Genomic DNA, 14044 nt, shown 5'->3' with positions numbered 1-14044 from the left:
CCGGCGCCGGCCGCGGCGGCCGCGGGCGCCGCGCGCGGCACCAGCCGTTTGCGCGACCGGGTCGAACCGTCCCTGGGGAGGACCGCATGAGCGCGATCCAGCGTCCCGGCAGCGAGCGTCCCGTGCTGATCCTCGCCGGCGGCACCGGCGGCCATATCTTCCCGGGCCTGGCCGTGGCCAAGGCGCTGCGCGCGCGCGGCGTGCCGGTGTCGTGGCTGGGCGCCGACGGCGGCATGGAAACCCGCTTGGTGCCGCAGCACGGCATCGAGATCGACACCCTCGCCATCAGCGGAGTGCGCGGCAAGGGCGTGGCCACACTGCTGCGCGCGCCGTTGCGCATCGCCGCCTCGGTGCGCGCGGCCGGCCGCGTGCTGCGCCAGCGCCAGCCGCGCGCGGTGGTCAGCTTCGGCGGTTACGCCGCCGGCCCCGGCGGCCTGGCCGCGCGGCTGGCCGGGCTGCCGCTGATCGTGCACGAACAAAACCGCGCGCCGGGCATGACCAATCGCGTGTTGTCGCGCTTCGCCCGCCGCGTGCTCACCGGTTTCCCCGACACCTTCGGTCCCAACGACGAGGTCGTCGGCAACCCGGTGCGCGCCGAGATCGCCGCGATCGCGCCGCCGGCGCAGCGCTTCGCCGACCGCAGCGGCCCGCTCAAGCTGCTGGTGCTCGGCGGCAGCCAGGGCGCGCGCGCCCTGAACCGCGCGGTGCCCGAAGCCGTCGCCGGCCTGCGCGGGCGGGTGCCGTGCGAGGTGCGCCACCAGTGCGGCGAGAAGCTGCTGGCCGATGCGCAGGAGGCCTATGCGAAGGCCGGCGTCGCCGCGTCGCTGGAGCCTTTCATCGCCGACATGGCGGCCGCCTACGCCTGGGCCGACCTGGTCGTCTGCCGCGCCGGCGCGTTGACCCTGGCCGAGCTGTGCGCGGCCGGCGTCGGCAGCGTGCTGGTGCCGTTCCCGCAGGCGGTGGACGACCACCAGACCAAGAACGCGCGTTATCTGGTCGACCGCGGCGCGGCGCAGTTGCTGCCGCAAGCCGGCGACGACCTCGGCGCGCGCCTGTCGGCGACCATCGAAATCCTCGCCGAGCGCGGCGTGCTGCTGCAGATGGCCGAGGCCGCGCGCGCGATCGCCAAGCCCGACGCGGCCGAGCGGGTCGCCGATGCGGTGCTGGAGTCGACGCGATGAAGCGTTCTCAGCACCCACGCAGCGAGCGGGTTTGCGTAATCCAGGCGCGCGTCTTCGCCGCCGCTTCACCCGGGCTGATTACTCTGCGCGCCCCTTCAGGCGCGCGCGACATGACCCGTTTGCAAATCCATTCCCCAAGCATGCGTTCCAACCTTCTGACTTCGGACCCCACGCCATGAGCACCGCCCTCCGCCGCCGCCTGCAGCACACCGGCGACCTGGCCAAGGCGTTCCCGCGCGTGCACTTCGTCGGCATCGGCGGCACCGGCATGAGCGGCATCGCCGAAGTCATGTGCACGCTGGGCTACCAGGTGTCCGGTTCGGACATGGCCGACAACGCGGTGACCCGGCGCCTGGCGTCGATGGGCGCGACCGTGCACCGCGGCCACGCCGCGGCCAACGTGCTCGGCGCCGACTGCGTGGTGGTGTCCAGCGCGATCAAGCGCGACAACCCCGAGCTGATGGAAGCGCGCGCCCAGCGCATTCCGGTGGTGCCGCGCGCGGAAATGCTGGCCGAACTGATGCGCTTCCGCCGCGGCATCGCCGTGGCCGGCACCCACGGCAAGACCACCACCACCTCGCTGACCGCCAGCGTGCTGGCCGAAGGCGGCATCGACCCGACCTTCGTGATCGGCGGCAAGCTGCTCGCCGCCGGCGCCAACGCCGGCCTCGGCGGCGGCCAGTGGCTGGTGGCCGAGGCCGACGAGAGCGACGGCAGCTTCCTGCGCCTGAACCCGCAGATCGCCATCGTCACCAACATCGACGCCGACCACCTGGAGAACTACGGCGGCGATTTCGCCAAGGTCCAGGCCGCGTTCGAGGAATTCCTGCACCGGCTGCCGTTCTACGGCCTGGCGGTGCTGTGCATCGACGACGCCAACGTCGCCCGGCTGGCCGCGGACACCCCGCGCCACGTGATGACCTACGGCTTCAGCGACGAGGCCGACGTGCGCGCCGAAGACGTCAGCCAGCACGGCGGCGCGATGCGCTTCACCCTGTGCCTGCCCGACGCCACCCGCACCGCGGTGACCCTGGCCCTGCCGGGCCGCCACAACGTGCTCAACGCGCTGGCCGCCGCTTCGGTGGCGTGGCAGCTCGGCGTGCAGCCCGAGGCGATCGCGCGCGCGCTGGAGAAGTTCGCCGGCATCGGCCGCCGCTTCAACCTGCTGGCGCAGATCAAGACCGACAAGGGCGCGACCGTGCAGTTGGTCGACGACTACGGCCATCACCCGAAGGAGCTGGAAGCGGTGTTCGCCGCCGCCCGCGGCGGCTGGCCGGACAAGCGCCTGGTGGTGGCGTTCCAGCCGCACCGCTACAGCCGCACCCGCGACCTGTTCGACGACTTCGCCGCGGTGCTGTCGTCGGTGGACGCGCTGGTGCTGACCGAGGTCTATCCGGCCGGCGAAGCGCCGATCGCCGGCGCCGATGCGAAATCGCTGGCGCGCGCGATCCGCGCGCGCGGCCGCATCGACCCGGTCGTGGTCGGCGGCGCCGCCGATCTGGCCGGCGTGCTGCCGGACGTATTGAACGACGGCGACCTGCTGTTGCTGATGGGCGCCGGCGACATCGGCGCGGCGGCGCAGCAGCTCGCCAGCAACGGTTTCCAAGGAGAGTCGAAGTGAGTGTCGTCAAGTTCGCCCCGCTGCGCGTCACCGATCCGGCCGTGTTCGGCCGCGTCGCCGTGCTCATGGGCGGCACCAGCGCCGAGCGCGAGGTGTCGCTGGATTCCGGCCGCGGCGTGCTCGACGCGCTGCGCTCGCGCGGCGTGGACGCGTTCGCGGTCGACGGCATCCCGGCGTTGATCGAACAGATCCGGGTGGGCGGCGTGGACCGCGTGTTCAACATCCTGCACGGCAACAAGGGCGGCGGCGAAGACGGCGTGCTGCAAGGCGTGCTCGAAGCGCTCGGCGTTCCCTACACCGGCTCGGACGTGCTCGGCTCGGCGCTGGCGATGGACAAGATCCGCACCAAGCAGGTGTGGATCGGCGCCGGCCTGCCGACCCCGCGCTTCAAGCGCATCGCCAAGGGCGACGACGTGCACGCCGCGGCCGGCGAGATCGGCCTGCCGGTCATCATCAAGCCCTCGTGCGAAGGCTCCAGCGTCGGCGTGTCGCGCGTGCTCAAGGACGCCGACATCGACGAGGCCGTGGCCCTGGCCGCGCGCTATCCGGGCGAGATGCTGATGGAGCAGATGATCGTCGGCGACGAGCTCACCGTCGCGGTGCTGATCGACGGCGAGGGCTACACCGCGCTGCCGTCGATCCGGATCGTGCCCAAGGGCGAGTGGTACGACTATCATGCCAAGTACATCGCCGAGGACACCCAGTACCTGTGTCCGGGCCTGGACGGCGCCGCCGAAGACGAGATCCGCCGCCTGGCGATGCAGGCCTTCGTCGCCGCCGGCTGCAAGGGCTGGGGCCGCGTCGATTTCATGCGCGATCGCGACGGCAAGTTCTATCTGATCGAAGTGAACACCGCACCGGGCATGACCAGCCACTCGCTGGTGCCCAAGGCCGCGCGCCAGATCGGCATCGAGTACGACGAGCTGTGCTGGCGCGTGCTGGAAGCCACCGTGAGCGCGTCCAGCGAGATCGCGGGAGGTGGCGCGGCGTGAACGCCCTGCTGCGACTCGTCGGATGGGTGCTGGCGCTGGCTCTGGTGGCGCTGCCGGTCGTAGCCGTGTTGAACGGCTGGATCGGCGCGAACCAGTGGCCGCTCAAGCGCTTGCGCGTGACCGGCGAGTTCGAGCGGGTCGACGCGGCGGCGCTGCGCAAGACCCTGCTGCCCTACGCCCAGCGCGGCTTCTTCGCGGTCGACCTGCCCAAGGCGCAGGACGCGGTGTCGAAGCTGCCGTGGGTCGAGCGCGCCGAGGTGCGCAAGCGCTGGCCGGACGTGCTCGAGGTGACGGTGATCGAGCACAAGCCGTTCGCGCGCTGGGGCCAGGATCGTTTGCTGTCGGAGCAGGGCCGCCTGTTCCCGCTCGGCAAGGATCTGCAGGTGCCGGACAAGCTGCCGCAGTTCGGCGGGCCCGACGGCCGGGTCGCCGACGTGGTGGCGCTGTACAACGAGTCGCGCGAGCTGTTCGCGCCGGTCGGGCTGGAAGTGCGCGAGCTGGAAGTCGATCAGCGCGGCAGTTGGACGATGGGCCTGAGCAACGGCGCGCGCATCGTCATCGGCCGCACCGAGCAGCGTTCGCGCCTGAGCCGCTTCGTGCACATGCTGCCGCAGCTCACCGCGCAGAAGGCGCAGGTGCTCGAACGCGCCGATCTTCGCTACACCAATGGTTTTTCGCTGACGTGGGCGCCCGCGCAACAGGCGCCGGCGGCCGCACCGAAGCAGCAAGGACAGTCATGAACCGCAAAGGCGACAAGTCGCTCATCGTTGGCCTCGACATCGGCACCTCCAAGGTGGTGGCGCTGGTGGGCGAGTATTCGCCCGGAAATCCGATCGAAGTCATCGGCATCGGTTCGCACGAATCGCGCGGGCTCAAGCGCGGCGTGGTGGTCGACATCGAATCCACCGTGCAGTCGATCCAGCGCGCGATCGAGGAAGCCGAGCTGATGGCCGGCTGCGAGATCCGCTCGGTCTACGCCTCGATCTCCGGCAACCACATCCAGTGCCGCAACTCGCAGGGCATCGCCCCGATCCGCGACGGCGAGGTCACCTACGGCGATCTCGACCGGGTGCTGGAAGCGGCCAAGGCGGTGGCGATCCCGGCCGACCAGAAGATCCTGCACGCGATCCCGCGCGACTACGTGCTCGACGATTCGCAGGAAGGCATCCGCAACCCGGTCGGCATGACCGGCGTGCGCCTGGAGGTGCACGCGCACCTGGTGGTGTGCGCGCAGTCGGCCGCGGCCAACATCAGCAAGTGCGTGCAGCGCTGCGGCCTGCAGGTGGACGATCTGATCCTCGGCGTGCTGGCTTCCAGCAACGCGGTGCTCACCAGCGACGAGCGCGAGCTCGGCGTGATCCTGGTCGACATCGGCGCCGGCACCACCGACATCTCGGTGTTCGTGCAGGGCGCCATCGCCCACAGCGCGAGCCTGCCGATCGCCGGCGACAAGGTCACCGAAGACATCGCCCACATGCTGCGCACGCCGACCCCGGAGGCCGAGCAGATCAAGGTCCGTTATGCCTGCGCATTGGCGCAGATGGCGACCGCCGAGGAATCCATCCAGGTGCCCAGCGTCGGCGACCGGCCGCCGCGGCGCATGCCGCGCCACTCGCTGGCGCAGGCGGTGCAGGCGCGCTACGAGGAAATCTTCGAAATGATCCAGGCCGAACTGCGCCGCTCGGGCTTCGAGCACCACGTGCGCGCCGGCATGGTCCTGACCGGCGGCGCGGCGAAGATGGAAGGCGTGGTCGAGCTGGCCGAGGAAATGCTGCAGATGCCGGTGCGGGTGGGCATCCCCCAGCACGTCACCGGCCTGGGCGAGGTGGTCGGCAACCCGGTCCACGCCACCGGCGTGGGCCTGCTGCTGATGGGCAGCCAGATCGAGAACCCGCGCCGGCCGGTGATTTCGACCGGGCGCGCCGGGAGTTTTCTGAGCAAGTTGAAGAATTGGTATCGCGGCGAGTTTTGAGGAAGCGGGAATGAAAAGCGGGAATGGGGATTGGGGAACTGGCGATGCGTCGCGGCTCGACGCTCAGCTCGCTCCCGATCCGACGTTCCCGAGCGTGGGCACCGCCCGCCCACGCGACTCCAGTTCCCCAACCCCCAACCCCGCTTTTTTGTACCCCGCTCCACCAAGCCGCACAGACGGCGCACCACCGCAGCAAGGTTCCCCCAACCATAACTAGCTGTACATAAAACACGAGGACGAGGACATGGCACATTTCGAATTGGTTGAAAAAATGGCCCCGAACGCGGTCATCAAGGTCGTCGGCGTGGGCGGCGGCGGCGGCAACGCCGTGGCGCACATGGTCAGCGGCAACGTCGATGGCGTGGAATTCATCACCGCCAACACCGACGCGCAGGCGATCAAGAACTGCGGCGCCAAGCTGCAACTGCAGCTTGGCAGCAACGTCACCAAGGGCCTGGGCGCGGGCGCGAATCCGGAAGTCGGTCGCCAGGCCGCGCTGGAAGACCGCGAGCGCATCATGGACGCGCTGACCGGCGCCGACATGGTGTTCATCACCGCCGGCATGGGCGGCGGCACCGGCACCGGCGCCGCGCCGGTGGTGGCGCAGCTGGCCAAGGAGATGGGCATCCTGACCGTCGCCGTGGTCACCAAGCCGTTCCCGTTCGAGGGCCGCCGCCGCATGCAGGTGGCGCTCAAGGGCATCGAGGAACTGAGCCACCACTGCGACTCGCTGATCACCATCCCCAACGAGAAGCTGATCACCGTGCTCGGCCGCAACGCCACGATGATCCAGGCCTTCCGCGCCGCCAACGACGTGCTGCTCGGCGCCGTGCAGGGCATCGCCGATCTGATCGTGCGTCCGGGCCTGATCAACGTCGACTTCGCCGACGTGCGCACGGTGATGAGCGAGATGGGTCTGGCGATGATGGGCACCGGCGCCGCGCGCGGCGACGACCGCGCCCAGGCCGCGGCCGAGTCGGCGATCCAGAACCCGCTGCTCGACGACGTCAATCTGGCCGGCGCCAACGGCATCCTGGTCAACATCACCGCCGGCCCGGACTTCACCATGGCCGAGTTCGACGAGGTCGGCCGCACCATCGAGAACTTCGCCTCCGAAGACGCGACCGTGGTCATCGGCACCGTGCTCGATCCGGACATGCAGGACGAGGTCAAGGTCACCGTGGTCGCCACCGGCCTCAACCGCGTGGTCGCCAAGCAGTCGGTGCGCGGCCACGGCGCCGGCTACGAGCGCGAAGCGCAGCGCGCGCCGATCCAGCTGGTGCGCAACGCCACCACCGGCCAGCCCGAGTTCTCGGCGATGGACGACGTCGGCCACGCGCCGATGCCGAGCTTCGGCGGCAACCTGCGCGGCAGCGCCCGCCAGGAGCCGACCGGCCCGGCGGTGGCGGACTTCGGCAGCGACAACAGCTACCTGGACATCCCGGCGTTCCTGCGCCGGCAGGCGGACTGAAGGCTGGGAGTTAGCGGATACGAGGTAGGAGGTAGGAGAGCGGTTTTCGCTATCTCCTAGCTTCTAAACGCTAGCTTCTGCTCCAAACCCCGGGCCGGACTCGTCCCCGGCCCCCAGGGCACCTTTGCCCCGGCGCTCAGGCGCCGGGGCCTTTGGGCCGGTCGGCCCGGTTGCGGGCCGACCGGTCAGTTTGAACGGCGCTGTTGACAACGGCGGGACAGTGTGTCCCTTGCGTTCAGGTTCAGGAACCCGCGTGCTACTCTTGCGCGGTTTCGTAGCGACCCCAGCCAGCGGTTCGGCCCTTGCCGGCCAAGGCGGCCAAGCGGTCGGGTCGTCACAAGAATTCCATCGTTCTCGCGGAAAGCCCTACATCCCCATGTCGCGCCAGCGCACCCTCAAGACCGTCATCCGCGCCACCGGCGTGGGTCTGCACAGCGGCGAAAAGGTCTTCCTGACCTTGCGCCCGGCGCCGGTCGACACCGGCATCGTGTTCCGCCGCACCGATCTCGACCCGGTGGTGGAGATGCCCGCGCGCGCCGACCTGGTCACCGAGACCACGCTGTGCACCGGTCTGACCTACGGCGCCGGCAAGGTCATGACCGTGGAGCACCTGCTCTCGGCGATGGCGGGACTGGGCATCGACAATTGCTATGTCGAGCTGTCCGCGCCGGAAGTGCCGATCATGGACGGCTCGGCCGGTCCGTTCGTGTTCCTGCTGCAGTCCGCCGGCATCGCCGAGCAGGACGCGCCCAAGCGTTTCATCCGCATCAAGCACCCGGTGGAAGTGCGCGACGGCGACAAGGTCGCCCGGTTCGAGCCGTTCGACGGGTTCCGCCTGGGCTTCACTGTGGTCTTCGACCATCCGGCGATCCCGGCCTCGCAGTCGCGCGCGCAGGTCGAGTTCTCGACCGAGAACTACATCCGCGAAGTCAGCCGCGCCCGCACCTTCGGTTTCATGCGCGACCTGGAATACATGCGCGAGCGCAACCTCGGCCTCGGCGGCTCGATGGACAACGCGATCGTGCTCGACGAATTCCGCGTGCTCAACGACGACGGCCTGCGCTACGCCGACGAGTTCGTCCGCCACAAGATCCTCGACGCGGTCGGCGACCTGTACCTGGCCGGCCACGCCATCGTCGGCGCCTACGAGGGCTACAAGTCCGGCCACGCGCTCAACAACAAGCTGGTGCGCGCGCTGCTGGCCGAGCGCTCGGCCTGGGAACTGGTCAGCTACGACCAGACCGCGGACGGCCCGGTCGCTTACGGCGGCGAGGCCGCGTTCGCGTAGGCGCCTGGGCGCCCAGGAGATAGCGGATAGGAGTTAGGAGATAGCAACGCCGCTGTTGCTACCTCCTAACTCCTATCCGCTATCTCCCGCTCCTCGCTCTGTTCCACGCCGCGTTCCAGGCTGAACGCGCGTCACATCCGGCCCACGACGCCGGCCCAGAAAAGTCAGGAACGTTAACCAGATCACACTCGTGAACGCTACGTGACGAGTTAACGATTTTCTAACGGAACTTTTCCGGAATGCTTCCGATCGTTTAACAAACCCCGGCAGTTGGGCCAGTAGGATGCCCCGACCCGGCTCTCGGCCCCTATCGGAACGCCCCCCGCGCGAACCGCCCGAGCAGTCAGTTGGCGTCGCCGCGGCCCTTGGTTTCATCGGGGTCGCGCAGCGAATCCAGCGCGGCCCGCAGCGCTTGCTGCGTTGCGGCCGACAGGGGTTTGGCCTGTCGCACCGGTGCTGCCGCCGGCTGCGGGATCGTCGTCTTGACGACGAGTTCGGCCGCTTTCAGTCCGACGGACCGGGCTGCGTCGAGCATTTCGGGTGCGGCCAGCCGCAATTTGGCGCGCCACACCGGAGCATCGACGACATACACGAGCCTGCCGCGTTCGAAGTTGGCCAGCCGCGCGTGCGCGGCGAGCGAAGGCGGCAGGTAGGGGCGTAACCGAAGGTCCAGATCTTCGAGCCACAGGGCTCGCTTGATCGGGTTGGCGGCGCTGTCCTCCATCAACGCATCCAGAGCGATGCGTGGAGTGGAAGGACGGCGCGACGGCGGCCTTTTGGGCTTGGAATCAGACATCGGACTCATGACCTATCAATCCATCGTAGAGCACACGCGCGAACGGCTGGGGCACTTCTTCCAGCAGTGCGGCCGGGCCGGCGCCCGTCGCCCCGCACTGGCGATCGCGCTGCTGCTGGGCACCGGCGTTTGCGTCGGCGCCGGCGCCGGCATCGCCGACAACCGCATGCTACGCGCCGAACTGGCCCAGCAGCACGACCAGATCGCCGCCACCCGCCGCGACGCGCAGCGCGAGATCAACGCCCTGGCCGCGCGCATGGGCGAACTGCAGGCCGAGGCCAACCGCCTCAACGCCCTGGGCGAGCGCCTGACCCGCATCGGCCAGCTCCAGGACGGCGAATTCGACTTCAACAAGCCGGTCGGCGTCGGCGGCGCCGGCCCGGTGCGCGACATGTCCAAGCCCGAGCTCGACGCCGGCATGGACCAGCTCAAGCAGCAGTTCAAGGCCTCCGGCGAGCAGCTGACGGTGCTGGAGTCGCTGCTGTTCAATCGCCAGATCGACATGAACGCGGTGCCCTCGCGCGCCCCGATCGCCAACAGCTACATCACCTCCGGCTTCGGCGGCCGCGCCGACCCGTTCAACGGCGGCGCCGCGTTCCACAAGGGCATCGATTTCGAAGCCGACGTCGGCGACCCGGTGCTGGCCGTGGCCGACGGCGTGGTCAGCTACTCGGGCGTGCGCTCGGGCTACGGCAATGTCGTGGAGATCGACCACGGCAATGGCTACGTGACCCGTTACGCGCACAACTCGCGCCTGCTGATGAAGGTCGGCGAGCTGGTCCGCGCCGGCCAGGAAGTGGCCAAGGCCGGTTCCAGCGGCCGCTCCACCGGCGCCCACGTGCACTTCGAGGTGTGGGAGAACGGCCGGGTGGTCAATCCGGTCAAGTTCCTCAACCAGCAGTCGCCGTTGCGTGGGTGAGAGAGGCCGCTTGCGAGCCACTGGCTCGCGGCCTCTCGAACGCCGGCCGCTCCGCGGCCGGCCGGACGCGCAAGTCCTGGCCCTGGGGCACCTTCCTGACTTCAGCGAGCCACCGGCTCGCGGCCCCTCGCCGGCGACGCTGTGGCCGGGCGTAGCCCAAGGCAGGAAGTCGCGAACTGTGGAATTGGGCAAAGTCCCACATTCCCCCGTCGCTTTTCCCCCTTGATACCGTTCAGGTCGCCCCCCACGCTAGAATGCGTGTGGCCAAAGACCAGGCTCGATCCGAATCGGGGGCGCATGGCGCCCCCGATCGCGTTTCAGGGCCCCGAACAGGGGCGCGGACGCGGCGATCGGGCGGTCTGCTGGATTCCTGGGGAACTTGCCGGCGGCAACGCGCTCTCAACACGTCCCGCCTGTGCAACCCCGTTCGCTTTACACGGACCCGTCATGCTCAACAGCTTGCTTACCCGCGTTTTCGGCAGCCGCAACGATCGCCTGCTGCGCCAACTGCAACGATCCGTCGTCAAGATCAATGCGCTAGAAGCGGAGATGGAAAAACTCTCCGACGCCCAGTTGCAGGCCAAGACGCCGGAGTTCCAGAAGCGCATCGCCGACGGCGAATCGCTCGACAAGCTGTTGCCCGAAGCGTTCGCGGTCTGCCGCGAAGCGTCCAGGCGCGTGCTGGGCATGCGTCATTACGACGTGCAGATGATCGGCGGCATGGTCCTGCACCTGGGCAAGATCGCCGAGATGCGCACCGGCGAGGGCAAGACCCTGGTCGGCACGCTGCCGGTCTACCTCAACGCCCTGGAAGGCAAGGGCGTGCACGTGGTCACCGTCAACGACTACCTGGCCCGGCGCGACTCGGCCTGGATGGGCAAGCTCTACAACTGGCTCGGCCTGAGCGTGGGCGTGGTGTATCCGGGCATGAACCATGCCGACAAGCACGCCGCCTACGCCGCCGACATCACCTACGGCACCAACAACGAATTCGGCTTCGATTACCTGCGCGACAACATGGCGCTGTCGAAGGACGACCGCTTCCAGCGCGGTTTGCACTACGCCATCGTCGACGAAGTCGACTCGATCCTGATCGACGAAGCGCGCACTCCGTTGATCATCTCCGGCCCGGCCGACGAGTCGCCGGAGCTGTACATCAAGGTCAACCGCATCGTCCCCACGCTGACCCGCCAGGAGAAGGAAGACGGCGAAGGCGATTACTGGGTCGACGAGAAGGGCAAGCAGGTGCACCTGTCGGAAGCCGGCCAGGAACACGCCGAGGCGCTGCTGCGCAAGGCCGGCATCATCGGCGACGAAGAATCGCTGTACGCCGGCCAGAACATCTCGGTGGTGCACCACCTCAACGCGGCGCTGCGCGCGCATGCGATCTACCAGCGCGACGTCGATTACATCGTGCGCGACGGCGAGGTGGTGATCGTCGACGAATTCACCGGCCGCACCCTGACCGGCCGGCGCTGGTCCGACGGCCTGCACCAGGCGGTGGAAGCGAAGGAGGGCGTGCCGGTCCAGCGCGAGAACCAGACGCTGGCGAGCATCACCTTCCAGAACCTGTTCCGCATGTACAAGAAGCTGGCCGGCATGACCGGCACGGCGGATACCGAGGCTTACGAATTCCAGAGCATCTACGGCCTGGAAGTGATCGTGATCCCGACCAATCGTCCGGCCCAGCGCAAGGACCATTCCGACCAGGTCTTCCTCAACCGCAACGGCAAGTACCGCGCGGTGCTGGCCGAGATCCAGGCCGCGCACGAGCGCGGCCAGCCGGTGCTGGTCGGCACCACCTCGATCGAAGTGTCGGAAATGCTGAGCCAGCAGCTCACGGCCGCCGGCGTGCACCACGAGGTGCTCAACGCCAAGCAGCACGAGCGCGAGGCCAACATCATCGCCCAGGCCGGCCGTCCGGGCGCGATCACCATCGCCACCAACATGGCCGGCCGCGGCACCGACATCGTGCTCGGCGGTTCGCTCGAGGCCGAGCTCCACGAACTGGAGGCGCAGAACAACGGCGAGCCGGTCGACGAAGTCACGCAAAAGCGCCTGAAGGCCGAGTGGCAGCAGCGCCACGACGCGGTCAAGGCTTCCGGCGGCCTGCACATCATCGGCACCGAACGCCACGAATCGCGCCGCATCGACAACCAGCTGCGCGGCCGCGCCGGCCGCCAGGGCGACCCGGGTTCCTCGCGCTTCTACCTGTCGCTGGAAGACAACCTGATGCGCATCTTCGCCGCCGACTGGGTGCAGAAGGTGATGGCGCGCATGGGCCTGAAGGAAGACGACATTATCGAAAGCCCGCTGGTGACCAAGCAGATCGCCAACGCGCAGCGCAAGGTCGAGGCCCACAACTTCGACATCCGCAAGAACCTGCTCGACTTCGACGACGTCAACAACGACCAGCGCAAGGTCATCTACGGCCAGCGCGACGAGCTGCTGGAAGCCGAGAGCGTGCAGGAGAACGTCGACGGCATCCGCGGCGACGTGGTCGCCGAGACCGTGCAGCGCCACGTGCCGGCCGATTCGATCGACGAGCAGTGGGATCTGCCGGGCCTGCAGGCCGTGCTGGCCTCCGACTTCGGCGTGCAGGTGCCGCTGGTGGAGACTGCGGCCAAGGCCGAGGAGATCGACGCCGAGGCGATCGCGCGCCAGGTGCAGGAGGCGGTGGACGCGCACTTCGCCGCGCGCGAGCAGCAGCTCGGCCCGGAAACCATGCGCATGCTGGAAAAGCACATCATGCTCAACGTGCTCGACCAGAACTGGAAGGAGCATCTGGCGCGCATGGACTACCTGCGCCAGGGCATCCACCTGCGCGGCTACGCGCAGAAGCAGCCCAAGCAGGAATACAAGAAGGAAGCCTTCGAGCTGTTCTCGGAGATGCTGGACAAGGTCAAGCGCGAGGTGGTGACGATCCTGGCGCGCGTGCGCATCCAGAGCGAGGAAGAGATCGCCGCGCTGGAGCAGCAGGAACGCGCCCAGGCCGAGGCCCAGTTGCGCCAGATGCAGTTCCAGCACGCCAGCGCCGGCGGCTTCGGCGCCGACGAGGAAGCCGAGCAGGTGCAACTGGCGGAAGACGCCTTCGCCAATGTCGGCCGCAACGATCCCTGCCCCTGCGGCAGCGGCAAGAAGTACAAGCATTGCCATGGGCAGTTGGGCTGAGCAGCCCGGCGGCCGCAGCGCGGGCGAAGGACGCCGCGACGGCGCCGGACCCGCGGATGCGGACGCCGGCGCTTCGGCCGACGCGGAGCTGCCGCGACCACGTTCGCGCGTGGTCGAGGTCGTCGCCGGCGTCGTCCGCGATGCCCGCGGCCGGGTGCTGCTGACCCGCCGCACCGAAGGCCGCGACCTGGCCGGCTTGTGGGAATTTCCCGGCGGCAAGCGCGAGCCGGGCGAAACGCCCGAGGCGGCGCTGAGCCGCGAACTGCACGAAGAGCTGGGCATCGACAGCGAGGTCGGCGCCGAGCTGATCCGGGTGCCGCAGATCTATCCCGACAAACGCCTGGTGCTGGACGTGCGCGAAGTGCGCGCCTGGCGCGGCAGCGCGCGCGGGCGCGAGGGCCAGGCCCTGGCCTGGGTGCCGCCGCACAAGCTCGCCAGTTACGCGATGCCGCCGGCCGACCGGCCGGTGGTGGCGGCGCTGGAGCAGCCCGACCGGTATCTGGTGACGCCCGAACCCGGCGACGACGACGAAGCCTGGCTGGCCGCGCTGGCCGCCGCGCTGGCCGCGGGCGTCAAGCGCGTGCAGTTGCGCGCGCCGGCCTTGAGCGCGGCCGATCCCGCGCGCTGGCACCG

General features: G+C 69.1%; 10 protein-coding genes and 1 pseudogene. 10 read left to right on the top strand and 1 reads right to left on the bottom strand.

The genetic code is table 11. The features are described 5' to 3' along the window. Positions 1–86: 86 nt before the first annotated feature. From murG to lpxC, 7 genes and pseudogenes are all read left to right on the top strand, one after another. Positions 87–1181, top strand: a complete 1095-nt coding sequence (murG, locus tag A7A76_RS19890) for an undecaprenyldiphospho-muramoylpentapeptide beta-N-acetylglucosaminyltransferase (protein ID WP_206412908.1) — start codon at positions 87–89, stop codon at positions 1179–1181. 175 nt (positions 1182–1356) lie between these two features. After that, positions 1357–2802 carry a UDP-N-acetylmuramate--L-alanine ligase gene (murC, locus tag A7A76_RS19885; RefSeq protein WP_206412907.1) on the top strand — a complete coding sequence of 482 codons (1446 nt, stop codon included), beginning with the start codon at positions 1357–1359 and terminating at the stop codon, positions 2800–2802. Then, on the top strand, positions 2799–3794 hold the full coding sequence (locus A7A76_RS19880; protein WP_343225375.1) for a D-alanine--D-alanine ligase: 996 nt from the start codon (positions 2799–2801) through the stop codon (positions 3792–3794). The genes murC and A7A76_RS19880 overlap by 4 nt, the downstream gene beginning before the upstream one ends. Next, positions 3791–4522 (top strand): annotated as a pseudogene (locus A7A76_RS19875) (cell division protein FtsQ/DivIB); the annotation flags it as partial. The gene A7A76_RS19880 and the pseudogene A7A76_RS19875, both read left to right, overlap by 4 nt. 8 nt (positions 4523–4530) lie before the next feature. Beyond that, positions 4531–5766 (top strand): cell division protein FtsA, encoded by a 1236-nt coding sequence (gene ftsA / locus A7A76_RS19870; RefSeq protein WP_074862643.1) that lies wholly within the window; start codon positions 4531–4533, stop codon positions 5764–5766. Between the two features lie 244 nt (positions 5767–6010). Further along, on the top strand, positions 6011–7237 hold the full coding sequence (gene ftsZ / locus A7A76_RS19865; protein WP_074862646.1) for a cell division protein FtsZ: 1227 nt from the start codon (positions 6011–6013) through the stop codon (positions 7235–7237). A gap of 376 nt (positions 7238–7613) precedes the next feature. After that, complete coding sequence (lpxC, locus tag A7A76_RS19860; protein ID WP_206412905.1) at positions 7614–8525, top strand: UDP-3-O-acyl-N-acetylglucosamine deacetylase; 912 nt, start codon at positions 7614–7616, stop codon at positions 8523–8525. 343 nt (positions 8526–8868) lie between these two features. Here the strand turns inward: lpxC and A7A76_RS19855 are convergent, their stop codons facing one another. After that, on the bottom strand, positions 8869–9321 hold the full coding sequence (locus A7A76_RS19855) for a DciA family protein (RefSeq protein WP_428995200.1): 453 nt from the start codon (positions 9319–9321) through the stop codon (positions 8869–8871). 7 nt (positions 9322–9328) lie between these two features. On the opposite strand from A7A76_RS19855, the gene A7A76_RS19850 reads away from it, so the two are divergent. The 3 genes from A7A76_RS19850 to mutT form a co-directional block, all read left to right on the top strand. Beyond that, positions 9329–10240 carry a M23 family metallopeptidase gene (locus tag A7A76_RS19850; RefSeq protein WP_206412901.1) on the top strand — a complete coding sequence of 304 codons (912 nt, stop codon included), beginning with the start codon at positions 9329–9331 and terminating at the stop codon, positions 10238–10240. A 447-nt stretch (positions 10241–10687) separates the two neighbouring features. Then, positions 10688–13411, top strand: coding sequence for a preprotein translocase subunit SecA (gene secA, locus A7A76_RS19845; protein ID WP_206412899.1), 2724 nt, complete (start codon positions 10688–10690; stop codon positions 13409–13411). An 88-nt stretch (positions 13412–13499) separates the two neighbouring features. Further along, positions 13500–14044 (top strand): 8-oxo-dGTP diphosphatase MutT (gene mutT / locus A7A76_RS19840; protein WP_241201063.1); only part of this gene is annotated, 545 nt, incomplete at its 3' end.

The organism is Lysobacter enzymogenes, assembly GCF_017168095.1.
Classification (GTDB): Bacteria; Pseudomonadota; Gammaproteobacteria; order Xanthomonadales; family Xanthomonadaceae; genus Lysobacter; species Lysobacter enzymogenes_D.
The sequence above is the reverse complement of the archived record's forward strand: the minus strand, read 5'-3'. Positions and strand labels throughout refer to the sequence as shown.

Excerpts from the sequence above, each read along its gene's own strand:
- secA (WP_206412899.1), top strand. The coding sequence starts at position 10,688 with ATGCTCAACAGCTTGCTTACCCGCGTTTTCGGCAGCCGCAACGATCGC.
- ftsZ (WP_074862646.1), top strand. The coding sequence starts at position 6,011 with ATGGCACATTTCGAATTGGTTGAAAAAATGGCCCCGAACGCGGTCATC.
- lpxC (WP_206412905.1), top strand. The coding sequence starts at position 7,614 with ATGTCGCGCCAGCGCACCCTCAAGACCGTCATCCGCGCCACCGGCGTG.
- A7A76_RS19850 (WP_206412901.1), top strand. The coding sequence starts at position 9,329 with ATGACCTATCAATCCATCGTAGAGCACACGCGCGAACGGCTGGGGCAC.
- murG (WP_206412908.1), top strand. The coding sequence starts at position 87 with ATGAGCGCGATCCAGCGTCCCGGCAGCGAGCGTCCCGTGCTGATCCTC.
- A7A76_RS19855 (WP_428995200.1), bottom strand. The coding sequence starts at position 9,321 with ATGTCTGATTCCAAGCCCAAAAGGCCGCCGTCGCGCCGTCCTTCCACT.
- ftsA (WP_074862643.1), top strand. The coding sequence starts at position 4,531 with ATGAACCGCAAAGGCGACAAGTCGCTCATCGTTGGCCTCGACATCGGC.
- murC (WP_206412907.1), top strand. The coding sequence starts at position 1,357 with ATGAGCACCGCCCTCCGCCGCCGCCTGCAGCACACCGGCGACCTGGCC.